The organism is Dyella sp. SYSU CM1112, from assembly GCF_058216415.1.
Window position 1 is genome coordinate 13338 of the sequence record NZ_JBZEGI010000011.1, and the last position, 26563, is coordinate 39900.

At 61.3% G+C, this 26563-nt stretch carries 25 protein-coding genes and 1 riboswitch; of the genes, 9 read left to right on the plus strand and 16 right to left on the minus strand.

Annotated elements, in window-relative coordinates:
• Nucleotides 1-14: 14 nt before the first annotated feature.
• From AC4HNJ_RS15310 to ribD, 12 genes are all read right to left on the minus strand, one after another.
• Complete coding sequence (locus tag AC4HNJ_RS15310) at nucleotides 15-983, minus strand: potassium channel beta subunit family protein (RefSeq protein ID WP_490480459.1); 969 nt, start codon at nucleotides 981-983, stop codon at nucleotides 15-17.
• Between the two features lie 129 nt (nucleotides 984-1112).
• Nucleotides 1113-1931, minus strand: a complete 819-nt coding sequence (locus AC4HNJ_RS15315; protein WP_490480460.1) for a hypothetical protein — start codon at nucleotides 1929-1931, stop codon at nucleotides 1113-1115.
• A 135-nt stretch (nucleotides 1932-2066) separates the two neighbouring features.
• Nucleotides 2067-2564, minus strand: a complete 498-nt coding sequence (locus AC4HNJ_RS15320) for a phosphatidylglycerophosphatase A family protein (protein WP_490480461.1) — start codon at nucleotides 2562-2564, stop codon at nucleotides 2067-2069.
• On the minus strand, nucleotides 2561-3520 hold the full coding sequence (gene thiL / locus AC4HNJ_RS15325) for a thiamine-phosphate kinase (protein WP_490480462.1): 960 nt from the start codon (nucleotides 3518-3520) through the stop codon (nucleotides 2561-2563). The genes AC4HNJ_RS15320 and thiL overlap by 4 nt, the downstream gene beginning before the upstream one ends.
• 152 nt (nucleotides 3521-3672) lie before the next feature.
• On the minus strand, nucleotides 3673-4119 hold the full coding sequence (nusB, locus tag AC4HNJ_RS15330) for a transcription antitermination factor NusB (RefSeq protein WP_490480463.1): 447 nt from the start codon (nucleotides 4117-4119) through the stop codon (nucleotides 3673-3675).
• Complete coding sequence (gene ribH / locus AC4HNJ_RS15335) at nucleotides 4119-4580, minus strand: 6,7-dimethyl-8-ribityllumazine synthase (protein WP_490480464.1); 462 nt, start codon at nucleotides 4578-4580, stop codon at nucleotides 4119-4121. Before ribH ends, nusB begins: the two co-directional genes overlap by 1 nt.
• 96 nt (nucleotides 4581-4676) lie before the next feature.
• On the minus strand, nucleotides 4677-5630 hold the full coding sequence (gene ldcA, locus AC4HNJ_RS15340) for a muramoyltetrapeptide carboxypeptidase (RefSeq protein ID WP_490480465.1): 954 nt from the start codon (nucleotides 5628-5630) through the stop codon (nucleotides 4677-4679).
• Between the two features lie 80 nt (nucleotides 5631-5710).
• Nucleotides 5711-7930 (minus strand): beta-glucosidase family protein, encoded by a 2220-nt coding sequence (locus AC4HNJ_RS15345; protein WP_490480466.1) that lies wholly within the window; start codon nucleotides 7928-7930, stop codon nucleotides 5711-5713.
• Between the two features lie 113 nt (nucleotides 7931-8043).
• A complete protein-coding gene (gene ribBA / locus AC4HNJ_RS15350; protein ID WP_490480467.1) occupies nucleotides 8044-9138 on the minus strand; it encodes a bifunctional 3,4-dihydroxy-2-butanone-4-phosphate synthase/GTP cyclohydrolase II in 1095 nt (364 codons plus the stop codon).
• Between the two features lie 204 nt (nucleotides 9139-9342).
• Nucleotides 9343-9984, minus strand: coding sequence for a riboflavin synthase (locus AC4HNJ_RS15355; RefSeq protein WP_490480468.1), 642 nt, complete (start codon nucleotides 9982-9984; stop codon nucleotides 9343-9345).
• A 129-nt stretch (nucleotides 9985-10113) separates the two neighbouring features.
• Nucleotides 10114-10261, minus strand: a riboswitch (FMN riboswitch).
• Between the two features lie 89 nt (nucleotides 10262-10350).
• Complete coding sequence (locus tag AC4HNJ_RS15360; protein WP_490480469.1) at nucleotides 10351-11364, minus strand: Gfo/Idh/MocA family protein; 1014 nt, start codon at nucleotides 11362-11364, stop codon at nucleotides 10351-10353.
• 22 nt (nucleotides 11365-11386) lie between these two features.
• Nucleotides 11387-12481 (minus strand): bifunctional diaminohydroxyphosphoribosylaminopyrimidine deaminase/5-amino-6-(5-phosphoribosylamino)uracil reductase RibD, encoded by a 1095-nt coding sequence (gene ribD / locus AC4HNJ_RS15365; protein WP_490480470.1) that lies wholly within the window; start codon nucleotides 12479-12481, stop codon nucleotides 11387-11389.
• Nucleotides 12482-12600: 119 nt separating this feature from the next.
• Here ribD and cysK point away from each other — a divergent pair, with 119 nt between their 5' ends.
• Together cysK and AC4HNJ_RS15375 are read left to right on the plus strand one after the other, a co-directional pair.
• Nucleotides 12601-13557: a cysteine synthase A gene (cysK, locus tag AC4HNJ_RS15370; RefSeq protein WP_490480471.1), complete on the plus strand. Its 957-nt coding sequence runs from the start codon at nucleotides 12601-12603 to the stop codon at nucleotides 13555-13557.
• Between the two features lie 318 nt (nucleotides 13558-13875).
• On the plus strand, nucleotides 13876-14808 hold the full coding sequence (locus AC4HNJ_RS15375) for a HEPN domain-containing protein (protein WP_490480472.1): 933 nt from the start codon (nucleotides 13876-13878) through the stop codon (nucleotides 14806-14808).
• Between the two features lie 596 nt (nucleotides 14809-15404).
• Here AC4HNJ_RS15375 and nrdR read toward each other — a convergent pair.
• The gene (gene nrdR, locus AC4HNJ_RS15380; RefSeq protein ID WP_490480473.1) at nucleotides 15405-15938 is read right to left on the minus strand and encodes a transcriptional regulator NrdR; all 534 of its coding nucleotides are present in this window, start codon (nucleotides 15936-15938) and stop codon (nucleotides 15405-15407) included.
• Between the two features lie 24 nt (nucleotides 15939-15962).
• On the minus strand, nucleotides 15963-17219 hold the full coding sequence (glyA, locus tag AC4HNJ_RS15385) for a serine hydroxymethyltransferase (protein ID WP_490480474.1): 1257 nt from the start codon (nucleotides 17217-17219) through the stop codon (nucleotides 15963-15965).
• A gap of 138 nt (nucleotides 17220-17357) precedes the next feature.
• Between glyA and AC4HNJ_RS15390 the strand changes: the two genes are divergently transcribed.
• The 4 genes from AC4HNJ_RS15390 to ettA all read left to right on the plus strand — a co-directional run bounded on the left by AC4HNJ_RS15390 (nucleotide 17358) and on the right by ettA (nucleotide 21114).
• On the plus strand, nucleotides 17358-17567 hold the full coding sequence (locus tag AC4HNJ_RS15390; RefSeq protein WP_490480475.1) for a hypothetical protein: 210 nt from the start codon (nucleotides 17358-17360) through the stop codon (nucleotides 17565-17567).
• Nucleotides 17552-18157: a TetR/AcrR family transcriptional regulator gene (locus AC4HNJ_RS15395; RefSeq protein WP_490480476.1), complete on the plus strand. Its 606-nt coding sequence runs from the start codon at nucleotides 17552-17554 to the stop codon at nucleotides 18155-18157. Before AC4HNJ_RS15390 ends, AC4HNJ_RS15395 begins: the two co-directional genes overlap by 16 nt.
• Before the next feature lie 72 nt (nucleotides 18158-18229).
• A complete protein-coding gene (locus tag AC4HNJ_RS15400; RefSeq protein WP_490480477.1) occupies nucleotides 18230-19225 on the plus strand; it encodes an aldo/keto reductase in 996 nt (331 codons plus the stop codon).
• Between the two features lie 227 nt (nucleotides 19226-19452).
• Complete coding sequence (ettA, locus tag AC4HNJ_RS15405; RefSeq protein WP_490480478.1) at nucleotides 19453-21114, plus strand: energy-dependent translational throttle protein EttA; 1662 nt, start codon at nucleotides 19453-19455, stop codon at nucleotides 21112-21114.
• A gap of 57 nt (nucleotides 21115-21171) precedes the next feature.
• Here ettA and AC4HNJ_RS15410 read toward each other — a convergent pair whose 3' ends face one another.
• Entirely contained in the window at nucleotides 21172-21306 is a 135-nt protein-coding gene (locus AC4HNJ_RS15410; protein ID WP_490480479.1) for a hypothetical protein, read from the minus strand.
• Between the two features lie 223 nt (nucleotides 21307-21529).
• Here AC4HNJ_RS15410 and pyrF point away from each other — a divergent pair, with 223 nt between their 5' ends.
• The 3 genes from pyrF (at nucleotide 21530) to AC4HNJ_RS15425 (ending at nucleotide 25564) form a co-directional block, all read left to right on the plus strand.
• Nucleotides 21530-22348: an orotidine-5'-phosphate decarboxylase gene (pyrF, locus tag AC4HNJ_RS15415; protein ID WP_490480480.1), complete on the plus strand. Its 819-nt coding sequence runs from the start codon at nucleotides 21530-21532 to the stop codon at nucleotides 22346-22348.
• Nucleotides 22349-22562: 214 nt separating this feature from the next.
• Entirely contained in the window at nucleotides 22563-24590 is a 2028-nt protein-coding gene (locus tag AC4HNJ_RS15420; protein ID WP_490480481.1) for a S1 family peptidase, read from the plus strand.
• Between the two features lie 149 nt (nucleotides 24591-24739).
• Nucleotides 24740-25564, plus strand: a complete 825-nt coding sequence (locus tag AC4HNJ_RS15425; RefSeq protein ID WP_490480598.1) for an undecaprenyl-diphosphate phosphatase — start codon at nucleotides 24740-24742, stop codon at nucleotides 25562-25564.
• A gap of 52 nt (nucleotides 25565-25616) precedes the next feature.
• Here the strand turns inward: AC4HNJ_RS15425 and AC4HNJ_RS15430 are convergent, their stop codons facing one another.
• Entirely contained in the window at nucleotides 25617-26546 is a 930-nt protein-coding gene (locus tag AC4HNJ_RS15430; protein WP_490480482.1) for a LysR family transcriptional regulator, read from the minus strand.
• Nucleotides 26547-26563: the final 17 nt, after the last annotated feature.

The window sequence follows — 26563 nt, forward strand, 5'->3', positions numbered from 1 at the left end:
CGTGTAGACAGGCCTTAGGCCAGCGTGCGCTCGATCCGTTCTTTCAGCGCCAGATCGAAGCGCGGAAGCAGATCCAGCGCCCCAAGATTCTGCTCCAGCTGCTCTTTGCGGCTTGCACCGAGCAATACAGTGGAAACGTTCGGATTGGCCAGGCACCAGGCGATGGCGAGCTGCGCCGCCGTAGCGCCCACTTCGGCCGCGAGGGCCGGCAGCTGCTTCACCTTATCTGTGCGTTCGCCGCTCTCGCCCAGCACCACGTCACGCAGCCATTCGTAACCCGGCTGTGTAAGGCGCGAGCCTTGCGGTACACCCTGGGTGTATTTGCCGCTCAGCAAACCCGAAGCCAATGGCGACCAGATGGTCGTGCCCATGCCGTAGCTGGCGTAGAGCGGCGCGTACTCTTGCTCTACGCGTTCGCGATGCAGCAGGTTGTATTGCGGCTGCTCCACCACGGGCGCATACATATGCGTTGCCTGCGCAATGCGATGCGCCTCATGGATGGCAGTGGCCGGCCACTCGCTGGTGCCCCAGTACAGCACCTTGCCTTGGCGTACCAAGGTGTCCATGGCTGCCACCGTTTCCTCGATCGGCGTTTCCGGATCGGGGCGATGGCAGAAATAAAGATCCAGATGATCCACGCGCAGACGTTCGAGCGCCTGATGGCAGGCTTCGATCACATGCTTGCGCGACAGGCCGCGCTGCGTGGGGCGCGGCCGTTCCGCGGTACCGAAATACACCTTGCTGGACACGCAAAAGCTATCGCGGGGAAAGCGCAGATCGGCGAGCACATCGCCCATCAGGCGCTCGGCATCGCCATGGTTGTAGGTTTCGGCATTGTCAAAAAAATTGACGCCGCGATCCCACGCCAGCGCCAGCATCTCGCGCGCTTCGGAACGTCCCACCTGACGACCAAAGGTCACCCATGCGCCGAACGAGAGCGCGGACAACTGCAAGCCGGTGCGGCCGAGACGACGGTATTGCATGGGACTCTCCCGATTTGTATCAGTGGCTTCCAATCAAAATAGCGTGCGCATGCTGACAACTATGTCTTTGCCGCTGTGCCTTCAAACGGATTGCGCACGCCCACCAAGCAAACACCCGCGCATCACGGTTCAATGAACGCTGAAATCCAGGATCGTGCTATCCACCGTGCGCTGATCGTTACTGATGCGCAGCGTGAGTGCGACGCCATAATGTTCGAGATACGCCAAGGTCACCTTGTCGGTAACGATGCCGTTGTTATCGATGGCGCGACAATTGAGTTCGCGCGCCTGGCCACCGATGGAAGGACCAAGCTGCGACGCCGGATAGGTCTTGCCGCTATCGCAAAGAAACTGGCCGGGATCCTGGAACAGAACGTCGCTCGCATTGCCGTACAAATACACGAAAGCGATATGCCCATGGGACTGGGTATCCAGCCGCAGGATTTTTCTGGCGACCTGGATCGGCGGCGCGTCATTGCTGTTCACCGACACGCCCTGGGTGAGAAACGGGAAATACCCACGGTATGTCAGGTTGAAACTCAGTCCGATCTCGGTACCGTTATCCTCCACAACCTGCATGCTGCGCACCAGGCCATGCCCGGCATTTTGCATGGTGACAATGCCGGAATAGGTCGAAGGCCGCTGCTGCTGATCCGGCATCGTCACCGTATCGCGCGTATGCACGACGATCTCGTTGAACGATACCGGTGCGAGATTTGCGCGAGCAATCGCTGCCTTCACGTCAGGGTTGAGTGAGTCGAAGGTGAAGTACTGCGACAGGTAACCGGACCGGTCACGAAGGATATCGGCCCTGCTCGCAGGCGCCCTATCCGCGGCCGGAGCGCTGCCGGAACCCGCCTGTATCCCCATGGCATCGCCTGCATGCGCCGCGACAGCCAGCGCCATGACAGCCGTTGCGATCAGCCCTTTCGTCCATGCCTTTGCCATGATGATCAACCTTCTGATGGAAGCGGTTCCATACGATAGCAAGGGTGCTTGTCGTTCTGTAACCGCAGAAAGAACAGCTTCTCGCAATAGACTGTGCGAACAAGCCTGCTGATAGCTTGCAAGGTAAAAGGTCGATTACGCGACATGCAGGATGAGCGCAAGCACGATGGCGGCAAAAACACCTGCAATCACGTCATCCACCATCACGCCCAGGCCGCCTTTCACATGCCGATCGACGTAACCAATCGGCCATGGCTTCCACACGTCGAACAAGCGGAATAGCGCAAACCCGATCACCACTGCCCACCATGGCGCCCATAGCGCCGGCAACAGTGCGATCCACTGGCCAACGAATTCATCCCATACCAGGCTGCGATGATCATCCACACCGAGCTTGCGCCCGGCGACATCGCAAGCCCATACACCAATAGCAAAACCCAGCACAATCACCAGCACATACAACGGCCACGGCAGATGGCGCCCTAGCAACCACGGCAGGATCGACGCAAGCGAACCGAACGTGCCTTGCGCTATCGGCATCAAGCCAGAGCCAAAACCACAGGCCAGCCATCCTGCCGGTGTCGAGAGCAGCGCGTGACGCTGTGCAGTGGTCAGAACTTTACGGTCGCTCATGCGCTGAAATGATTCCAGCCTTGGCGCTGCGGCTCCAGCATGCGGCCTCGGCGATCAAGGACCGCCACGCCATGACCCGCCACGATGCGGCCAATGCGCGTCGCACCGCAGCCCGCACGCGCAAGCTCCCCCAACACGGCATCGCACTGTGAAGCCGGTACGGTGAAACACAATTCGTAATCGTCGCCGCCACTCAAGGCCAGGCCGAGCGACGTATCGTCATCGAAATGCGTAAGCAAGGCCGGCGAACGTGGCAGACGAGCTGCGTCAAGCTCCGCACCCACGTTGCTGGCGATGCAGATGTGGGCCAGATCAGCGAGCAAGCCATCGGAGACATCGATGCATGCTGTCGCACACTCGCGCAAAGCAAGCCCGGCGGCAACGCGTGGTGTCGGCCGGTTGAGGCGTTCGACCAGATAGCTCGCCTGGGCATCGATACCGCCACCTTGTTGTATCCATCGCAATCCGGCTGCCGCATCGCCAAGCGTGCCGGTTACCAGCACCGCATCTCCCACCTGCGCACCTGCGCGCGTCAGCGCCTTGCCAGGCGGGACAAAACCGTGCACCGCAACGCTGATCGTGAGCGGACCACGCGTGGTATCGCCGCCAACCAGCGCCAACTTATATAGCTGCGCCAGATCGGCCAAGCCTGCCGCGAAGCCGTCAACGAAATCGATATCCGCATTTGGCAAGGTCAGCGCCAGCAGCGCCCACGCCGGCACGGCGCCCATGGCAGCCAGATCGGAAAGATTCACGGCCAGCGCTTTCCATCCGATATCTGCCGCCGCCGTACCGCTCGGAAAATGCACGCCTTCAACCAGCGTATCGATCGCTACCGCCAAGTGCTGTCCCGGCGGAACGGCGAGCAAGGCGGCATCGTCGCCGATGCCAAGCGGCACGTCTTCGCGTACTTGCGCAGTGCGCTCACGAATGCGGTCGATGAGGGAAAATTCCATGGGATTGCGCGTGTTCCCTGACCTTACAAAGATAGGCGCCTGTACATCTTTGTGACGCCGTATGCCGCATTGCCGTCGTTCCCGCGAAAGCGGGATTGACGACCGCATGAAACATGCACCTCACGCCGGATCATGCCGGCGCCAAGCATCCGTCAGCCCCGCTTCTCCGCAACTCTGAGCTGCGCCGCCAGCTTGTCCAGGACACCATTGACATAGCTATGCCCATGATCAGCACCGAAGCGTTTGGTTACTTCGATCGCTTCGTTGATGATCACGCGATAAGGCACGTCCAGGCGGTACTTCAGCTCATAGGCTGCCAGCCGCAACGCCGCGCGCTCTATCGGATCGATCTGTTCCACGTCACGGTCGATGTAGGGGCTGATCGACTCATCCAGATCATCGAGGTGCTTGTCCACGCCGTGAAGCAGATCCTCGAAGTACTCCTGGTCGGCTACTTCCATGTCCTGCTCGTGGCGAAACTGGTCGATGACCGCCTTCATCGCGCTGCCGCTCATCTGCCAGGCATACACCGCCTGCAGCGCGCGGCGACGGGCGCGCGAGCGCGCCGCAAGATCGATGCCTTCCGGCCGGGAGTTCATCACAACTTCCCGTACAGATTGACCATCTCCAACACGGCAAGAGCGACGTCGGCACCCTTATTGCCGGCCTTGGTACCGGAGCGCTCGATAGCCTGTTCGATCGTGTCGGTAGTAAGCACACCCAAGGCCACCGGCACGCCCGAGCCCAGTGCGGCCTGTGCAAGCGCCTTGGCGCATTCACTGGCCACGTAGTCGAAGTGCGGGGTAGAGCCCCGAATGACGGCGCCCAACGCAATCACTGCAACATATTTGCCGGAATGTGCCAGCTTATGCGTGGCGAGACCGATTTCCCACGCTCCGGGAACGCGAATCAGGTCGATGGCGTCATCGCTTACGCCGTGGCGAACCAGCACGTCGCGCGCGGCGGCAACCAGCGACTCGACAACGAAACCGTTGAAGCGACCGGCGACAATGGCAAAACGGCCTTCAGGCGTGGCGAAATCGCCTTCGATGGTTTTCATGCTTGCGTGATTCCTGGGAGCAGAGGAGCGGCCCGTGACAGACCGCCTATTTTACGTGTTTGAGGGAACGACTGCTTGACCTGGGGCGGGAGTTGCTCAGCCCATCGAGGGTTCGTGCGGCCGTTGCAGATGGGGATACCCGTGGAAATCCAGGCTGGCGCGCTGCCCCACCACGCGCAGACGCGCAGGCACGCCGAAGGGCAGGCTGAACTTGTCCGGATCGTGGCCGAATGGCATACCGGAAAGCACGGGAATACCCGCGATGCGGCGAATCTGGGCAAAGCCATCGGCCAGGTCATAACCGTTGTCGTAGGCTGCCGGCCGGCACTGCGTGAAGTCGGCCAGGATCAGGGCACGTTGCCGGCCCAGTATGCCGGACAGGTGCAGTTGATAAAGCAGCCGCTCGATACGGAACGGCGGCTCGCTGACATCCTCGACGAACAGGATGCCGCCTTCGATGTTTGGGAAATAAGGCGTGTGCAACAGGCTGCACAGCATGGCGAGATTGCCGCCCCATAGGGGGCCTTCCACGCTCAGCTCCGCGGCATCGCCGCAATCCCAACTGGCATTGCCATGCGGCGCGCTGAGCGTGCGCCAGAAATGCCGCCAGGTCAGCGGACTCAGTTTCGGAGCACCGAAATCCGGTCCGAGCATCGGACCGCCGAACGTGACCAGGCTGCTTTTCGCGTAGAGCGCCATCTGCAGGGCGGTGAAATCGCTATGCCCCACCAGTGCCACCGGCTGCCCGGCCAGCCGTTCGCGCAGGGCACCGTAATGTACGTGCTCCAACAAGCGCGTCGCACCATACCCTCCTCGGATGGACAGCACGATGTCCGGCAGGGTATCGAGCGTCGCCAGCCCGTTGATGTCCGCCAGGCGCTCCGCATCGCTGCCGGCATAACGCAATTCCGTGCGTTCAAGGACCTCCAGCCCTTCCACCACGCATCCTGCTTCCCGCAAACGCGCAACGCCGCGCGTCACCGCATCGCGATCGTGCGGATAGCCGGAGGGCGCAATCAGACGGACCGCGCAGGAGTGATCGACCTGCATACAGAGTTCCTTGTTACCGATTCATCCAGATGGGTGTCTCGCAACGCGACGTTGGTTTAAGCCATGCTCGAAAACAGGCCTTAGGGCGCCATCGTCGCCGCCGCAACATTCGCGTTGCCGTTCAATGCAAAGTCGCGCGAGGAATGTCCAACCTGGATCGGATAGCTCCCCGCGGCCACCTGCCAGCGATGCCCCTTCACATCAAAGATGGCGAGCAAGCGCGGATCGATGGTGACCGTGACGATGCGGCTTTGTCCTGGCTGCAGTGCGACTTTTTGGAAACCGGCCAGGCGGCGCGGCGCTTCGCCGCTATCGGCCGGCATGCCGACATAGACCTGCGGGGTATCCATGCCGGCGCGGCTGCCAGCATTGCTGACCTTGAAGCTCACCGTCACATGGTCGCCTTGAGCGCTGACGTGCAGATCGCTGTAATCGAAGCGGCTATAGGAAAGACCAAAGCCGAACGGAAACAGCGGTTGCAGATGCTTTTCGTCGAACCACTTGTAGCCGACCGCAGCGCCCTCGATGTTGTAATCGACTTCCTGCGCGTCGGTGATCTGCGGACGCGGCAACTGCTGCTCATCCTGCGGGAACGTCACCGGCAGGCGCCCGGATGGATTCACTGCACCAGTGAGCACATGGGCGATCGCCTCGCCGCCACGCGCACCCGGATACCACGCTTCCACCACCGCGCTCACTTTCGACAGCCACGGCATCTTGACCGGACCGCCATTTTCCAGCACGACGATGCTGTGCGCGTTGGCTGCTGCCACGGCATCGATCACGTCATCCTGCTTGCCCGGCAAAGCCAAGTTCGGTTGGTCGACGCCTTCGCAAGTCCATTGCGTCGCGAAGACGATCGCGATGTCGGAAGACTTCGCCAACGCCGCCGCCTTTGCCGGATCGCTGCCATCGTCGTACACCACTTTTGCGTTCGGCAGCAGTTTTTGCAGGGCCTTCATCGGCGAGGAAGGATCGTAGACCTTCCACTGCCAGTCCGGCCCTTTCACCGGTGGAATGGCAGGGCCGCCGATCGGCCACACCTGCGCCGAACCGCCACCGGACAGCACACCTTTGTCAGCATGACCGCCGATGATCGCAATGGTCTTGATGTCATGCTGCAATGGCAATTGCGCATGATCGTTCTTCAGCAACACGATGGCCTGCTCGGCAGCGTGTTGCGACACCAGCGCGTCCGCCTCGACATCAAGCGGCTTGATGACCGGCGGATCATCGAACAGACCCACCGCATACATCGAACGCAGGATGCGATGCACCATGTCATCCAGGCGGCTGCGCGGAATTTCGCCTTTGGCAATGGCCTGCATCAACGGCGCACCGAAACTGCTCGACATGCTGCCGAAGCTCAACCCCGTTCCAAGATCGATGCCGGATACCTGGTCGGTGCCTGCCATCGCATCCATCGGCCCGTGATCCGCGCCCCAGTCGGTCATCACCCAGCCGGGGTATTTCCAATCGCCTTTGAGAATGTCCGACAGCAAATGATGGTTGGAACAATCCCAAATGCCGTTGACCTTGTTGTAGCCGCACATCACCGAACCAGGATGGCCGTCTTCGATCGCCAGCTCAAACGCGAGCAGGTCGGATTCGCGCATCGCGCGCTCATCGATCTTGGAGCTGACTGTCAGGCGATTGGTTTCCTGATCGTTCAAGGCGTAGTGCTTGATCGTCGAGATCACATGCTGCGACTGGATACCGCGAATTTCCGCACCATCGATGCGTGCCGCCAGCAACGGATCTTCACCCAGGTATTCGAAGGTACGGCCATCACGCGGCTCGCGCGTAAGGTTGATGCCGCCGGCCAGCAGCACATTGATGCCCTGGCGATGCGCCTCGCCGGCAATCATGCGTCCGCCCGCATAGGCGATCTGCGGATTCCAGGTCGCAGCGAGTCCCAGCAGCGACGGCAATGGCGTGGCATTGCCCGCCTCGCCGCGCACATGCCGCGGCGGCTTGCCCGGACCGGCATCGATCGGATAGTTGTGCACGCCGATGCCGGCATCGTTTTCCTGCAGTGCCGGAATGCCGAGCTTCGGCAACGCCGGCACGTAGCCTGCCGTGCCGATGCCGCCGGGCGGTTGCTGGGGGAGCATGGTGTTGTAGCTCTGCACCATGTGATGTTTGTCGTCCAGCGACATGCGTTGTTCCAGCTTGGCCGCGCGCTGGTCCGGCGAAAGCGCCTGATCCGCAAGAGCCGGCGACAGGCAGGCCAGCGAAAGGGCCGTGAACAACACGGTCCGTGCATGGATGGAAGGCGATGGCACGTGGGAGAGCTTCATCCGGATCCCTTTCTTCAGCCGAGCAGATGTGATCATGCAGAGGATGCCATAGGATCCCCTGCATGATCGTCATGGCCTTGCACGATTGGCGTTCAAGCAACCGGGCTCAAGCCCTACTCCGTGTACTCCACGACTTCCAGTTCGAATCCCGCCAGGCCCACCATTTTGCGCGGCGTACCCAGCACACGCAGGCGATGCACGCCCAGATCGGTCAGTATCTGCGCGCCCAAGCCGTGCTGCCGCCATTCCTGCCGCTGCGCTTCGTCCGGCGCCTGCGTGGCCGGCTGGCGCGAGAGACGGCGCAGCAACGCATCCGGCGTGTCTTCGCCGGACAGCACCAGCAATACGCCGCGATTTTCATCGGCAATGCGGCGCAACGCTGCCGTGACGGTCAAGCCAAGATCGTCGCGCTGCAGATGCAATACGTCCGACAAGGTGTTGCGAACGTGGACGCGTGCAAGCACCGGCGCACCGTCATTCACCACGCCACGCACCAGCGCGAAATGCAACCCCTGGCGAATCACATCGCGATAAGCCACCAACCGGAAGAGACCGAATTCGGTTTGCACCTGTTCTTCATGCACACGCTGGATCGTTTTTTCGGTTTCCAGCCGATAGCGGATCAGGTCGGCGATGGAACCGATCTTCAGGCCATGCTTTTTGGCGAATACTTCGAGCTCAGGACGACGCGCCATCGAGCCGTCCTCATGCAGCACTTCGATCAGCACCGCTGCCGGTTCCAGGCCGGCCAGCGCGGCAAGATCGCAACCCGCTTCGGTATGACCGGCACGCGTCAGCACACCGCCTGGTTGCGCAGTGAGCGGGAAAATATGACCCGGCTGCGAGAGATCCTGCGGCTTGGCGTCGGACTTCACGGCGGCCTGGATCGTGCGGGCACGATCATGCGCGGAAATACCGGTGGTCACGCCCTCCGCCGCCTCGATCGAAACGGTGAAGTTGGTGTGATACGGCGACGTATTGTCGGCCACCATCGGCCGCAGCCCGAGCTGGCGCGTGCGTGCTTCGGTCAAGGTCAGGCAGACCAGGCCACGTGCTTCACGCACCATGAAATTGATGTCTTCGGGCCGCACCATTTGGGCGGCCATGATCAGATCGCCTTCGTTCTCGCGATCCTCATCATCAACGATCACCACCATGCGACCGGCGCGGATGTCTTCGATGATTTCGGGAATGGTGTTGAATGCCATGATCGTATTCCTTGGTATAGAAACCGCTCGGCGATGACGCACGAGCCGGCATACATCGATGTGTGCGACCTCCTCGCCTCACCGCCGTCACTTCCACGCAAGCGGAATGACGGCGATGAACAGAGAGATGCACCATCAAAAACGCAGTTCAAGAGATTGCCCCCACCCCTGCCTGCAGCATCGGAGGGAGAGGAAGAACAACAGCTACGCAAACCCGTGCTGCTTGAGAAACGCTTCATCGATGCGCGATGTTTCGCTGCCTCCGATCAAGCGCTCCACATAGCGCGCCACCACATCCACTTCGATATTCACCGCATCACCGGCGCGTCGTGCCTGAAACGCGGTATGTTCCACGGTATGGGGGATAAGGTTTACGCCGAAGCGCGATCCGTTCACTTCGTTGACGGTGAGGCTGGTGCCATCGATGCAGATGGAGCCCTTGGAAGCGATATAGCGCGAGAGAGGTGAAGGCACCTCGAACATCCAGCGCTGCGAACGGCCATCCGGGGTAATCGACACCACCTTGCCGACGCCATCCACATGGCCGGATACCAGATGGCCACCCAATCGATCGGCAAGACGCAACGCCTTTTCCAGATTCACCGGATCGCCCGGCTTGTGCTTGCCGAGCGTGGTCAGCGACAGCGTTTCGTTGGAGACATCGGCGGCAAAGCCGCGCGATTCCAGCGCCACCACCGTGAGACAGGCACCGGATACCGCAATGCTGTCGCCAAGCTGCACATCGGACAGATCAAGATCGGCGGTGTCGAGATGCAAGCGCACGTCGCCGCCGCGAGGTTCCAGCCGCACGACGCGGCCTATGCTTTGGATGATGCCGGTAAACATCAGCGCACCTCCCGCGGGGAGGCAGTTACAACGTGGCCGTAAGGCATGGACATGAACGTTCTCCACGAAATTCTGATGTGGGAACGCCCCAAGGCATGAGGCACACGCATCGCTTCACACGATGCATGCCGCCGTCTTCTTTCATCCGGACTGTGACCGTCGGCTCCGGCATTCGACCGGATCTGCTGACCTTCCGGCTTGACCGGAAGCGCTCGCGGGCTCAGGCCTTGCGGCCCCTACCGCCGGTGGGGAATTGCGCCCCGCCCTGAAGACGTTTGTGGTAAGTGCCGAAATCGGCCGAACAAGTTTAGCACCGAATGCGCGGCGCACTGTTCATCGGCGGATACGGAGCGTCCCGCGTATCAGCTAAGCAAACACCTGCTTCGTCTGCTGCCGGTAATCGCGCAACACCTGATCCATCACCCAGCTGGTGCGCGCCGCGGATTCGGCCGTCGAAGGGCAGGCGCCGCGCTCGCCATTGAGTTCCGCCACGATGGTTTCGATCAAGGGCTGCTGGATATGGGCCGGATTGGCGACGTGATGCTCCTGCACGCCATCCGCACTCTCCACGCGGATCGGTCCGTCGCCAAAGGTGGCAAACGTGATGCTTCCGCGCTCGCCGATCACCTCGACCCGGTCTTCATGGCGGTAGCCGCCGAACTGCCACAGGCCGGTACCCAACATGCCGTTGCCGAAGGCGAACGACATCGCCACGCTATCTTCGGCAGGATAGGCGCCGAGCTGGTTACTGGCGTGTCCACTCGCCGAAACGATGGGGCCAAACAGCCAATCCAGGATATCCAGCGTATGGCAGCCGAGGTCCATGAAGATGCCGGCGCCCGCGAGTTCCGGCTGCACCCGCCACGGTAGATTCGCCGCATCGTGATAGCGCGGATGATGCGGCTCGTAGAGCACCACGTTGACCATGCGCGGCGTGCCGATCGCGTGCTCCTGAAACAACAACTCACGCACCTTGCGGAAACGCGGCAGGCAGCGGCGGTAATAAGCCACGAACACCGGCACATTCGCCGTGCGTCCGGCGTTCACCATCGCCAGGCATTCGGCATGGTCGCGCGCCATCGGCTTCTCGACATACACCGGCTTGCCGGCGGCCATCGCCATCAGCGCATAGGACTTGTGCGTGGAGGGCGGCGTGGCGACGTAAATCGCGTTGACCTCGGGATCGGCGATCAACGCAGCGGCATCGCCGTACCATCTCGGCACCCTGTGACGTTCGGCGTAATCGCGCGCCTTGTCGGCATCTCGCCGCATCACGGCGACCAGCGCGGAGCGCGGCACGCGATCGAAGGCCGGCCCACTCTTTACTTCCGTAACATCGCCGCACCCGATGATGCCCCAGCGGACGGTGGCCTTGGTCATAGCGTCATTCACTCCTTCCATATCAGATTGCAGGACGCAATAGCATGCGCAGATCGTCGCCGACAGCGCGCCGATCCACCATCGCAAGTTTCCATCGCGCCGCCATGTCGCTCAGCGAAGGCAGCGACAGCAATGGCCTTGCCGTATCGCCCAGTAGCGAAGGCGCCATATAGATCAGCCATTCATCCACGAGTCCGGCCGCAAGCAGGGCGCCACATAAGCGAGCACCCGCTTCGACGTGCAACTCGCTGATATCGCGCTGCGCCAGTTCCACCAGCACGGCTTGCAAATCGAGCTTGCCATCCCGTTCTGCCACCACCGCCAACTGTGCGGACGCAAAACGCGCATCGACCGGCGTGGCATCCATCGCATGCAATAGCAAGGTCGGCGCCGATCCATCGAGCACATGGCTATCCGGCGGCGTGCGCAAGCGGCTATCCAGTACCACGCGCCAGGGCGGCGTGAACGCAGCGCCATCGGTCAGGCGTACGGTCAGGCGAGGGTTGTCGGCCAGCACCGTGCCCGAACCGGTGAGGATGGCCGAACTGCGCGCACGCCAGCGTTGCACATCCGCGCGCGCAGCTTCACCGGTAATCCACTTCGATTCGCCATTGGCCAGTGCGGTGCGTCCATCGAGACTCATCGCCAATTTCACGCGCACCCAGGGACGATGCCGCTCGATACGACTGAAGAAGCCAAGATTGAGTTCGCGCGCCGCCTCGCGCATCAAGCCGCTTTGCACAGCGATACCGGCCGCACGCAGCTTTTCGATGCCACGGCCATCTACCTTAGGGAACGGGTCTTCGGCAGCGATCACCACGCGCACTACGCCAGCGGCGATCAAGGCGTCCGCGCAAGGCGGTGTGCGTCCATGATGTGCGCAAGGTTCCAGCGTCACGTAGGCCGTCGCGCCCCTCGCCTGGTCGCCCGCTTCACGCAACGCGAACACCTCGGCATGCGGCTGTCCGGCGCGCTCATGCCAGCCCTGCCCCACCACGCGTTCGGCATGAGCGATCACGCAACCGACGCGTGGATTGGGATGCGTGGTGTAAAGGCCGCGTTCGGCCAGGCGCAGGGCCTGGGCCATGTGCATCGCGTCGATGGGAGAGAAGTCCATGGAACGATCTGAAATATGGATATGCAGGATTGTCAGTGTGCGTGAACCCGCGACGTTTGTCGCCTTGCCGACATCGGGAGTAGCCTTGAGGTCTTGCCTTCCACGCCGGGAAAACAGCCATGATCTACGAAAATATCCTCGACACCATCGGCAACACGCCCATCGTTCGCCTTCATCGCGTGGCGCCGGATCATGTCACCTTGTACGCCAAGGTGGAATCGTTCAATCCCGGCGGTTCGGTGAAGGATCGACTGGCCATCGCCGTGATTCTGGACGCTGAAAAAAAGGGACTGCTGAAGCCCGGCGATACCGTCGTGGAAGCGACCTCCGGCAACACCGGCGTGGCGCTGGCCATGGTGTGCGCCGCACGCGGTTATCACTTTGTCGCCGTGATGACGGAAACCTTCTCGGTCGAGCGGCGCAAATTGATGCGCGCCTATGGCGCCAAGGTGTTGCTGACGCCTGCAGCGGAACGCGGCACCGGCATGGTGAAACGTGCCGAGGAACTGGCCACGAAGCACGGCTGGTTCCTGCCTCGCCAGTTTCAGAACCCGGCCAACCCGGCCTATCACCGCAGCACCACCGCCGCGGAAATCCTGCGCGATTTCGCCGGCAAACAGCTGGACGCATTCGTCACCGGCTGGGGCACCGGCGGCACCCTGACGGGGGTCGGCGAAGTGCTCAAGCTGGCGCGCCCGGACGTGAAGATCGTCGTCTCCGAACCCGCCGGGGCATCGATGCTTGCGGACAAGCCATGGCAGCCGCACAAGATCCAGGGTTGGACGCCGGACTTCGTGCCGGAAGTATTGAACCGCAACATCTTCGATGTGGATGTGCCGGTCGATGAAGTGGTCGCTCGCGACACCTCGCGGCGGCTAGCGAAGGAGGAAGGTCTTTTCGTCGGCATTTCGGCTGGCGCCACGGTCGCCGCCGCACTCAAGTTTGCCGAGACGGCGGAAAAAGGCAGCGTGATCCTGGCAATGCTGCCCGATACCGGCGAACGCTATCTGTCCACCTTCCTGTTCGAAGGCGTGAGCGAAGGCTCGGATGACGAGTGGTTGGCGAGTCTTGGCTGATCGCGAGGGTGCTAGTACCCAAGACGCCAGGCCCCGGCGTTCGCCGGGGCGACGGTGAGGAATCGTTGCAGGACCTTGGTGGATGGCAGAGGTGGCTACCGCCGCTGATTCATCGTTCCAGCGAAGTCCCTGCTCTAGCGTCCGTCGTGCTGGCGCGACGGGGTTGGTGTGCTGAAGGGATGAGCGAAGCAAGCGCTCACCGTGAACTGCGGCCTTCGCGTGAAGCGGCGCGGGTGGATGTCCAAGCGATATCGCTGATAGGCTGTGCCGACTCGGGGCTTAGCGTCGCCCCTTCAAACGGCCTGACCCAAGCCAGCCATGGAAGATGCACCGGATGCACCACTGAGTTTTATCGATCGCCTCGATCATCTGCCCGCGAACAAGCGTCGCGAGTTGGCGTTTATTGCGCAGATTCTGTTTGAGGAATTCGCCGAAGCGCAGAAGGGCAAGGAATCGGAAAAGAACAAGAGTGGGCGCATCCTCAAGCTGATTCTGTTCGGCTCTTACGCACGCGGCGATTGGGTGGAAGACCTGGCCAGCGGCTACCGCTCCGATTTCGATGTGCTGGTGGTGGTGAACGACGACCACTTCGCCGAATTGCATGAGTACTGGAACCTGGCCACCGAACGCTTGTTGCGCGAAGAAACGATCACGCATCGATTGAGCACGCCGGTCAATTTCATCGTGCACAGCCTCCGCGACTTCAACAACCAGCTGGCACTCGGCAGGCCGTTCTTCGTGGACATGGCCCGCGATGGGGTGGTGCTGCACGAAGCACCGGGATTTTCATTTCCCTCACCGAAGATGCTGGAACCGGAGATCGCCAAGGCGGAAGCGCAGCGGCATTTTGAGCATTGGTTTCCAGACGCGGTGGAATTCCAGACTGTCGCCGAGTTCTGTCGTGAACGCGGCAACGTAAAACTTGCAGCTTTCAATTTGCATCAGGCTACCGAACGCCTCTACCACTGCGTGCTGCTCGTGCTGACGCTCTACAGCCCCAAGATGCATAGCCTGAAAAAGCTTCGGTCCTTTGCCGAAAACCTGGATGCCCGATTGATCGACGCATGGCCGCACGATACGAAATTCGCCCGGCGCAGCTTCGCTCGTCTCGATCGTGCTTACGTGGATGCGCGTTATTCCCCGCAATATGAAATCACCCACGAAGAACTCAGCTGGCTGTTCGAACGCGTCAAGGCTCTCACTGCCATCGTCGAAACGATCTGCGCCGAGCGGCTTGGCACGCAGCCCTGAACCCCAACTCGCCACTATCCCCCTCTCTTGCCTGCAGGGGTGGTGGGAGTCGTACGTGAAGTGATTGATCTGCTCTGGCGAAAACCAGGGCTCAGAGCCTTCCAAGCCTGCCTATTGATACGTCCCGGTGTTCGCCAAGGCGACGGATCACGCAGATTGGATGGCGCTCTGCAAATTTCCGGCAAGCTCGTACCACCCCACCCCGACCCTCCCCTGCGCGCAGGGGAGGGAGCCATGGGTTTGCCGTAGAACGAAACGTGCGCTCACATCATGGTCGACACGATCCGTATCGAACCGTTTGGCAAACAGCCGCAAAACACCACCCACCGACAGCCGCTCCCTCCCCTGCACGCAGGGGAGAGAGCCATGCGTGTGCCGTAGAACGAGACGTGCGCTCACACCATGGTCGACACGATCCGTATCGAACCGTTTGGCAAACAGCCGCAAAACACTACCCACCGACAGGCACTCCCTCCCCTACGTGCAGTAGGGGAGGGTTGGGGTGGGGTGAAGCCCTTCAGGCTTGCGATGCACTCACACAACCCTCCCCTGCTCAGGAGAGGAAGCCATGTCTACGCGCACGATGGAGAGGACGCTCAGCCTTTGCGCTGTCCACGCTTTGCGGCGGCAGCGCCAGCTTCGCCTAGCAAGGACAATTGCAGGCTATCCAGGCCCGGCAGGTCGCGTTCCAGTTTTTCGATCTCTTCGCGGAAGGCATGCACGTCTTCGAATTTGCGGTAGACGGAGGCGAAGCGTACGTAAGCCACCTGGTCGAGCTTTTTCAACTCGCGCATCACCAGTTCGCCGACAAAACGCGAGGGCACTTCCCGCTCGCCGCTTTTGCGCAAGTCGTCGATGACGGCGCGCACAGCAGCATCCACGTCATGGCTCGCCACCGGCCGCTTTTGCAATGCGCGTTCGAAGCTGGTGCGCAGCTTGCGTTCGTCGAAGCTCTCGCGCCGCTCGCCGCTTTTCACGATGGCGGGCAGTTTCAGTTCGGCCGTCTCGAAGGTGTTGAAGCGCTCGCCGCATTGCGGACACTCGCGACGGCGGCGCACGGTGGCGCCGTCGTCGGCAAGGCGCGAATCAATCACGCGCGTGTCTTCGTGCTGGCAAAAAGGGCAATGCATCGGAGCGAGCGTGAGTGCCTTGGCTTATGCGCCGTAAACGGGGAATGTCTTGCACTGTGCGGATACTTTCTCGCGCACGGCTGTAATCACGCTTTCATCCGTAGGCGCATCCAGCACGTCGCAGATCCAGTGCGTAAGTTCCACCACATCGGCTTCCTTGTAGCCGCGTGTGGTGACAGCCGGCGTACCGACGCGCAAGCCGGAGGTAACGAACGGCGAGCGTGGATCGTTCGGCACCGCGTTCTTGTTGACGGTGATGTGCGCCTTGCCCAGTGCCGCTTCGGCATCTTTGCCGGTGACGTCGCGACCGATCAGGTCGATCAGCATCAGATGGTTTTCGGTGCCGCCGGATACGACCTTGTAGCCGCGTTCGATCAAGGTCTTGGCCATCGCCTTGGCGTTCTTCACCACTTGCGCCTGGTAGTCCTTGAACGAGGGCTCCAGCGCTTCCTTGAATGCCACCGCCTTGGCGGCGATGACATGCATCAGCGGACCGCCCTGGATGCCGGGGAAGACGATGGACTGCAGCTTCTTTTCGATCTCCTCGCCCGCATCCTTGGCGATGACGATGCCGCCGCGCGGACCGCGCAGGGTCTTGTGCGTGGTGGAGGTGACGACATGTGCGTGCGGCAACGGGCTGGGATACACGCCGGCTGCTACCAGGCCCGCCACGTGTGCCATGTCGACGAACAGATAAGCACCCACCTTGTCGGCGATGGCGCGGAAGCGCGCCCAATCCATCACCTGCGAATAGGCGCTGAAGCCGGCCACGATCATCTTCGGCTTGTGCTCGACGGCGAGGCGCTCGACTTCGTCGTAATCCACCAGGCCGTGCTCGTTCACGCCGTACTGGACTGCGTTGTAAATCTTGCCGGACAGATTCACCTTGGCGCCGTGCGTGAGATGGCCGCCATGCGCCAGGCTCATGCCGAGGATGGTGTCGCCCGGATTGAGTAGCGCGAAATACACGGCCTGATTAGCCTGCGAACCGGAGTGCGGCTGCACGTTCGCATACGTGGCCCCGAACAGCTGCTTGAGGCGTTCGATCGCGAGGCGCTCGGCAATATCCACGTATTCGCAACCGCCGTAGTAGCGCTTGCCAGGATAGCCCTCGGCATATTTGTTGGTGAGCACCGAACCCTGGGCTTCCAGCACGCGGGGGCTGGCGTAGTTTTCCGAAGCAATCAGCTCGACGTGGTCTTCCTGGCGGCGGGCTTCCTCCGCAATGGCCTTGGCCAGCTCATCGTCATAGCCGGCAATCGTTTGATGCTTCGGGAACATTCGAGCCTCGTGGGGTTGTAGCGGGGGTCAAGACTTAAAAGTGTAATGGTCGGGGGTGTTTGCGGCCACAACCTGCACTTGCGACTTGGTCCCGTACTACGTACGGTACGTCGTACGAAAATCAAGGGGAGCCACAGAATGCGGTCCGCTCGCATCCGGTTTGCCGGCACCTGGCGCTGGTTCACGCTGGTATGGCTGTTGGCACCTGCCCCGCTCTTTGCACATGCGGTTACCGGTGTCGGCTTTTACGCCATCACCATCCCCGATCCCGTGAATGGCGGCACGATGCCCGGCTATGTGTTCTATCCGTCCGCCCAGGCCAGGGGCGTCACATGCCCAAAGCGCTAAGCGAAAACGAAACCGAAGCCTTTCGCGCCCGGGTCCGCCATGCGGCTGCGACGCTCTTCGTGGACGAAGGTCCGGCGGCGGTCACCATGCGCCGCCTGGCTAAAGCGCTCGGCTGCGGCACGATGACGTTGTATAGCTACTTCAACAACAAGGAAGACATCATCACTGCGGTGCGCTCGCACGGCATGCATGCACTCTCTGAAGCGCTAGAGAACGCGCTCGATACCCAAGGCGACGGGCGCACGCGCAGCCGCAATGTGCGTGACGCGTGCATCGAATTTGCGCGCCATAACACCGCCACTTATCGGCTGATGTTCGACTACCCGCAAGCGGACAGGAACGATCCCGCCTACCGCGAAGCGCATGCGCGCCTGTCGCAGCGCATCGCGGCGGATATACAGGTGATGATCGACGAAGGCCTGATCGATGCGGATCCAGCCCTTCTCGGTCACCAGGCCTGGGCCGCGCTGCACGGCGCGGTGATGCTGGAAATCGCCGGTCTGCTGCCGGAAGGCGTCGATGCCGCATCGCTGCACACCCGCACGTTTGCCGCGCTGATGGAAGTGGCACGGCCGACGTCGAAGCCCTGAACCCTGTTGACACCTGGTCATCATGGTGCCGACGTAAGCTACTGGTTTCATCACACTGCGGGAGTGTTGTTCGTGAAAACTCGTCAACTTGGCAAACACGGACCCCATGTCTCTGTTCTAGGTCTCGGCTGCATGGCCATGTCAGACGTCTACGGCAGCACCGACCGCAGCGAAAGTGTCGCCACCATCCACGCCGCGCTGGACGCGGGCATCACCCTGCTCGACACCGGCGATTTCTATGGGATGGGTCACAATGAAATGCTGCTAGGCGAAGCCCTGGCCGGACGACCGCGCGACAGCTACCGACTTAGCGTCAAGTTCGGCGCACAGCGCGGACCGAATGGCCAATGGCTGGGCTACGACACCCGGCCGGTCGCAGTAAAGACAGCACTGGCCTATTCGCTCAAGCGCCTGCGTACCGATTACGTCGACCTCTATCGTCCCTGCCGTCTCGACCCCAACGTGCCGATCGAAGACACCGTCGGCGCCATCGCCGATCTGGTGAAAGCGGGTGATGTGCGCTATCTCGGCCTCTCCGAAGTCGGCTCGCAAACCATCCGTCGCGCCAACAGCGTACTGCCGGTGTGCGATCTGCAGATCGAATATTCGCTGATATCGCGCAGCATCGAGCACGGCATTCTTCCCACCTGCCGCGAACTGGGCATCGATGTCACCGCTTATGGCGTGCTCGCGCGCGGCCTGATCAGCGGACACTGGTCGAAAGATCGTAAAGATCCCAGTGATTTCCGCGCACACTATCCACGCTTTCAGGGCGAGAACCTGGAGCGCAATCTCGCGTTAGTGGACCTGCTGCGCAAACGGGCGGAACAGCAAGGCGTGACGGTCGCGCAACTCGCGATTGCCTGGGTGATGGCGAAAGGCACGGACATCGTTCCCTTGATCGGGGCACGCACACGTACCCGCTTGCAGGAGGCACTCGGCTCGCTCGATGTAAACCTCAGCGCCGACGACATGGCGGCCATCGAACGCGCCGTGCCGGCCGACGCAGCAGCGGGCGACCGCTACAACCTGCAAGGCATGGCTTCGCTCGATAGCGAAAAGGGTTGAATAAAAAATCCCGTTATTTCGGATTGTTCCCGCCACATCTGGCCTGCTTGGCGACACGTGGCAGCACGCAGGCAGGAACCCGTCAATGCGTGATGCTGGCTCGCAACTAGGCTTGAGCCTGTCACCGGCCTTTACACATAAGCCGCTATAATAGGCAGTTCTATACCCACGCCCCTACGCGTCGCCCCCTCCTCCGGGTTGGCCGCGCGTACGTCAACGGAGCCAGCATGCAATACATCTACACCATGAACGGGGTCAGCAAGATCGTTCCCCCGAAGCGTCAGATCATCAAGGACATTTCGCTGAGCTTCTTCCCTGGCGCCAAGATTGGCCTACTGGGCTTGAACGGCGCAGGCAAGTCCACGGTGCTGCGCATCATGGCCGGCGTCGACAAGGACTTCCACGGCGAAGCCCGTCCGCAGCCGGGCATCAAGGTCGGCTATCTCGCGCAGGAGCCGGATCTGGATCACGAGAAGACCGTACGCCAGGCGGTGGAAGAAGGCGTTTCGATCATCTTCGACGCACAGAAGCGCCTTGAGGAGGTCTATGCCGCCTATGGCGAAGAAGGCGCGGACTTCGACAAGCTCGCTGCCGAACAGCAGGAACTGGAAAACATCCTGGCCGTGAACGACGCCCATGCCTTGGAGCGCCAGCTCGAAGTGGCCGCCGATGCGCTGCGCCTGCCACCGTGGGACGCCAAGATCGGTCCGTTGTCCGGCGGCGAAAAGCGCCGCGTAGCACTGTGCCGCCTGCTGCTGTCCAAGCCGGACATGCTGTTGCTGGACGAACCGACCAACCACTTGGATGCCGAATCGGTGGAATGGCTGGAGCACTTCCTGCAGGACTACCCCGGCACCGTGGTGGCGGTCACGCATGATCGCTACTTCCTCGACAACGCCGCTGAGTGGATCCTGGAACTCGATCGCGGCCGCGGTATTCCGTGGAAGGGCAACTACACGGAATGGCTGGAACAGAAAGATGCACGCCTGAAGCAGGAAGCACAGCAGGAAAAGTCGCGCCAGAAAGCGATCGAAAAGGAACTGGAGTGGGTGCGCTCGGCGGCCAAGGGTCGCCAGTCCAAGGGCAAGGCGCGCCTGAACCGCTTCGAAGAACTCAACGCCGTCGAATACCAGCGCCGCAACGAAACCAATGAAATCTTCATTCCGCCGGGCGAGCGCCTGGGTCAGGAAGTGATCGAGTTCAAGAACGTCAGCAAGTCCTTCGGCGACCGCCTGCTGATCGACGATCTGTCGTTCAAGGTGCCGCCGGGCGCGATCGTCGGCATCATGGGTCCGAATGGTGCGGGTAAGTCCACCCTGATGAAGTTGATCATGGGCAAGGAGCAGCCCGATTCCGGCGAAGTGAAGCTCGGCCACACGGTGAAACTGGCCTACGTCGACCAGTCCCGCGGCGCGCTGGATGCGAAGAACAATGTGTGGCAGGAAGTCTCCGGCGGTGCGGACATCCTCACCATCGGCAACTTCGAGATCCAGTCGCGCGCCTACATTGGCCGCTTCAATTTCAAGGGTACTGACCAGCAGAAGATTGTCGGCAATCTTTCCGGCGGTGAGCGCGGCCGCCTGCACTTAGCCAAGACCCTGCTGCAGGGCGGCAACGTGCTGTTGCTCGACGAACCGTCGAACGACCTGGATGTGGAAACCCTGCGTGCGCTGGAAGATGCGCTGCTGGAATTCCCGGGCTGCGCGATGGTGATCTCGCACGATCGCTGGTTCCTCGACCGCATCGCCACGCACATCCTCGCGTTCGAAGGCGATTCGCACGTGGAATTCTTCCCGGGCAACTACAACGAGTACGAAGCGGACAAGAAGCGTCGCCTCGGCGATGAGGCGGCAAGGCCGCATCGTGTGAAGTACAAGAAGCTCGCCTGATCCAACGCAACGCCCGGCCTTCGCCGGGCGTTTTTTCAGCGCTGGTCTAGACGGCGCTCAGCTGTCTATCTGTGCAAGCACGGCGCTGCCGCGAGGTATGTGCAGTGCGAATTTCGCCTCACTAATCGCCAGGATTCCTTCGTCGCGCGGCGCCCATGAACCATCGTCGCCTGCTTGTGCGTACTTATCCATCGTCCAGTCCTGCGGGCAGTCCGGAGCGCATGAGCATGCGGGTAAACTAGGGCCTGTTACACAATTGGCGTGGCTCGCGCTGGGAGCTGTTTGCGCGCCAGACAAGGAAGCGCGAAGACGTGTACGCCGGTACACGATTGAGCGATGACGCGGCATGGCGAACAAGCAGACCCTAGCAAGCATTAAACAAGACAACGTGTCACCACGACATAGGAACAACGGCATGGTCTTTAACGACGCCCTGCGGCAGCGCTGGCAGCAGCACGACACCTTGGTATGCGTAGGGCTGGATCCGGAACCTTCCAAATTTCCTGCCCATCTGCGTGGCGACGCGGACGCAGTCTTCGCGTTCTGCAGTGCCATCGTCGACGCCACCGCTGATCTTGTGTGCGCGTACAAGCCCCAGATCGCTCATTTCGCCGCACTTCGCGCAGAGGACACGCTGGAACGCCTGATCGCGCATATCCATGCGAAACATCCGGGCGTGCCGGTCATTCTCGATGCCAAGCGCGGTGATATCGGCAGCACGGCCCAGCATTACGTCACCGAGGCGTTCGAACGCTACGGCGCGGATGCCGTCACCTTGAATCCCTATCTCGGCCGCGATTCCGTGCAGCCGTTCCTCGATCGGGCCGATAAAGGCGTGATCCTGCTCTGTCACACCTCCAACCCGGGCGCCGCTGACCTGCAAGACCTCGACGTCGGCGGCATGCCGCTATACCAGCACGTCGCCCGCATCATCGCGCAGGAATGGAACGCGCATGGCAATTGCGCGCTCGTCACCGGCGCCACCTGGCCGGAACAGCTGGCGGAAGTCCGCGCGCTGGTCGGCGAGATGCCGTTGCTGGTGCCCGGCATCGGGGCGCAGGGTGGCGATGTGGAAGCAGTGGTTCGCAATGGCCGCACACCATCGGGCGCCGGCCTGATGATCAGCTCCTCGCGCGCCATTCTTTACGCCGGCAACGGTGAAGACTTCGCCCAGGCGGCGCGCGCGGCAACGATCGCATTGCGCGACAGCATCAACCGTTATCGCGGTCATTGATGCCGCAAGGTCGTACCGCGCAACGACCGGCATCAGGTGACCACGCGGCCAAAGCCAGATCGACATGCCGGCACCGACATGCCGCTCCCTGGGCTTTGGCGTCGGCGGTCGTTAAAAAGCCCCTTCCCGCCCATCCCAAATAGCTGGCGCTATGTCAGTATCTTGCGCGGAGCCGACCTAAGGCAGGTCGACCATAACCGTAAAAAGGGAATGTATGCGGGTATCGATTCGTCAGGCTGGGGCTGCCGTTTCTGAAACGTTCGGCATTTTTCGTCGGGTGACATTGAGCTTGTGGTTGATCGCGCTCGCGCTGGGCATGACGGGAGCCGTCCACGCTGCCAGCCCCGATCCGTCGCTGGTTCCCAAGATTGACGCCGCCACGTTCGAGGTGGTGATACCCAGGGCCGTCGACGATCCGCTTACCTACGAAAAGCCGCTCCCGCTCGATTTGTTGCCGTATCAGGAACGCACCGATAAGTATTTTTCGGTCGGCACCGCGTTCGCACTGGGGCACAATCATTACGTCACCGCCGGCCACGTGTTGTTGGTCGCGGTCGGCGATCTTACTGGGCCGCCAGCGCTGCGCGACGCCAGCGGCCGGGTCTATGCCATCGACAAGATCGAGAAATTTTCCCTGCAGCAGGACTTCGTGATGTTCTCGCTGAAGGAGCAGCCACCCGGCAGCGCCGCCTTGCAGGCAAACACCAAGCCCGCCTTGAACAGCGTGGTTTATGCGGTGGGTAATGCGCTCGGCACCGGCGTGGTGATCCGCGATGGCTTGTACACCTCCGACACGCCGGAGGACGAAAACGGCCGCTGGAAATGGATGCGTTTCTCCGCAGCCGCTTCACCGGGGAATAGCGGCGGCCCGTTGCTCGATCAGGATGGCAAGGTGATCGGCGTGGTGCTGATGAAGTCGCCGAACGAGAATCTCAATTACGCGCTGCCGATCGGCGAAGTGCTCAAGGCGCCGGATAATCTCGCGCTCATCGACAAGCGCGAGTCTTATCAGCTCGACGTGCTGGAAGACGACCAGAACGGCCACTTCAAGGCTCAATTTCCCTTGCCTACGAGCTATGACAACTTCAGCGCCACGTATCTGAAGTTGTTCTATGCCAACAACGAGGCGCAACTCAAAGCGTTGCTGCAGCAACAGAGCAATGATCTGTTTCCGCACGGCGCCGGTTCCAACCAGATCCTGCACGACACGCCTGGCCTGAGCTTCTTTCCGGAACTGATCGTGCACAACCGCAGCGGGCAGTGGGTGTATTCCGGGCGCGAACTCAGCCGCGTTCCGCTAAGCGGGAACGGCTACGTGGCTAGCGGTTTCGTCGGCCATAATTTCCTGATGCATCTGCGCCGCCCCGACGACATGAAGGCGGCCACGTTCTACAACGATCCGAAGCAGATGATGGATCTGATTCTCAAGACCGGCTACTGGAATCGCCAGATTGGACCCGAGAAGATCAAGATCACGTCGCTCGGCCGCCCCACCACAAGTTCTTCCTACACGGATAGCTGGCAGCGGCGCTGGAAAGTATTCATTTGGCCGGTGCCTTATCTCAACGGGCAGATGGTGCTGTTCGCGCTGCCCGTGCCGGATGGCTACGCCATCATGATGCGCATGAATCCGTCCGTGGTCACGTACGATAGCTTGATCGACATGAAAGCGTTGACCGATTTCTTCAACGTCGACTACGGCGGCACATTGGCGCAATGGAAGGAGTTCCTGGCCGATACATCATTGCTGCCGGAGGTCTTGAAGGATGCGCACATTGACTTCGACTACGGCAAGCGCTTCAGCTACGACTCCAGCAACATGGCTTTCAGCTATCCCTCCACCTTGCAGCCCGTCAAGCCGGACAATCTTCTGGCTGTGGGTGTCGACTACTATCAAAACCATGGCGCTTTTGCCTTGCAGACCGGCGTGATCCAGATCCGCCTGGATATCACTGATCCCGATCGCATCAGCATCAAGCGCCGTATCGCGCCCAGCCCCGACCTCGACGACGATTTCAAGGAAGCCTGGGGCAAGCTGCTGCATAAGCAGCATCCCTTCGATGACGTGCCTTACAGCGACGGCGATGAAATGGATGTTGCAACGGTGATCGACAACCCAGCGAACAGTGCGCCGTCCGAGCTTTACACCGCGTTCTACGGTACGCAGGGGACGCATAAGCCCGAGGACATGAAAGCAAAGCTTGCATTGCTCACCCGGGAGTTCAAGGTCAAATCGCCTTGATGCCGGCGCCATCCATGAAGCATGGGGGTCGTGCGCGTCATTCGCGCGCCCCTCATCTTCAACCACGATAATGGCAAGCCGGCCGCTTGCTGCCCAAGCGAATCGGCCATAACCGTCGACTGCCCCATAAAGAGGATGGATGCGTGAGCATGTGGTTCCTGATTTTCCTTAGCGTGCTGCAAGGCGTAACGGAACTTTTTCCGGTCAGCAGCCTTGGCCACACCTTGCTGGTTCCTGCCTTGTTTGGCATGCACATCGACAAGCACGCGCCACAGCTCATTCCCTTCCTGGTCGCTTTGCATCTGGGTACGGCGCTGGCGCTGCTTGGCTATTTCCGGCATCGCTGGGTTGCCCTGGTGCGCGGCTTTTTCGCGTCTCTCGGCGGCCGTCCCAATGACGAGGGCCATATGATGTGGGCGCTGGTCATTGGCACCATCCCGGCTGGCATCGTGGGCTTCCTGCTGGAAAAAAAGCTGGAATTGGTGTTCAAGGATCTGCGCATTGTCGCCGTGGCCTTGATCGCCAATGGGGTGTTGTTATGGATCGGCGACCGGCTGGAACGCCATCGCGCCCATAAGGCTCCCGAAAAACTCACTTTCCGACAGGCATTTCTGGTCGGACTGGCGCAGATCGGCGCCTTGATCCCGGGCTTTTCCCGCAGTGGCCTTACCATGATCGCGGGCTCGGCCACGGGGCTGGATAAAGAAAAAGCCGCCGAGTTTTCATTCTTGCTCGGCACGCCCATCATTCTTGCGGCTGGATTGCTGGAAATACCCAAGCTCTTCAAGGCGCCTGAGCAACTGGGCAATGCCTTACTGGGTGGCGTGCTGACCGCGATCGCGGCGTGGCTTAGCCTGCGTTTCCTGATGGGTTATTTCGAAGGACGCGGACGCCTGGCATCGTTCGGCACGTATTGCGTGATCGCAGGCGCGTTTTTCCTTGGCTGGTTCTTGCTGCATCCGCAGCCTGTCTAAGGTATCGCTCGCAGCAGCCGGGATATGGTTGCTTGCTGCGGCCAGGTTTTCGTTATGACGGCGGCTCGACAGCCCATCGTGCCGCTACGAAATCGATGAACGCACGCGTACGTGCCGGCAGCTGCCGGCTGGGGGACCATACGATGTGCACCGGCTGACCCGGCAATTGCCAATCGTCCAGCACCGTTTCAAGCCGGCCCAGGGCCAGTAACTCGCGCACTTGCCACCATGCAGCCACGGCAATGCCCAAGCCGGCCACGGCCGCTGCATTGCAGGCAGCCGCGTTATCGGCACTGAAGCGCCCATCTATTTCTACCGACTGATGGCGGTTGCCTCGCCGATAATCCCATCGCTGCGCCGAGTCGGCAGTGCGTCGCACGATGCACGCGTGCTTGCGCAAATCCGACGGTACGCGCGGACGACCGTGCTTCGCAAAATAGCCGGGCGCGCCAATCGTCACCATGCGCAGTGTGCTGAGTTGGCGCGCATGCAGACGGCTATCCGGCAATTCGCCTAGACGCACGGCGACATCCAGCTTCTCGCGCTGCAAATCGACACGGTGATCCGTAACCACCAGCTCGACATGGACGTCCGGATAGCGCTCCATGAAAGCGGCAACCACCGGCACCACATACGGGGGACTGAACAGCGTGGAGCCACCAACCCGCAACAAGCCGTCGATGCGGGCACCATGCTCGGCCAGTTCGGATCGGGCCAGATCGATATCCGCCAGGGCCGTCTTGATGCGGGCATGAAACGCCAAGCCTGCTTCAGTGGGTTGCGCACGTCGCGTGGTGCGTTGGACGAGCTCGATACCCAGTTCGCTTTCCAACGATGCCAAGGCGCGGCTGACGGCCTGCAACGAACGATGCAGATAGCGCGCCGCGGCACTGAGATTGCCCTGCTCCACCACGGCGACGAAAACACGGTAGTCGTCCAGACTGGCCATGGTGGAATGATCTCGCTGGATGGAGTGATCCATCCATCTTATCGTCCCTT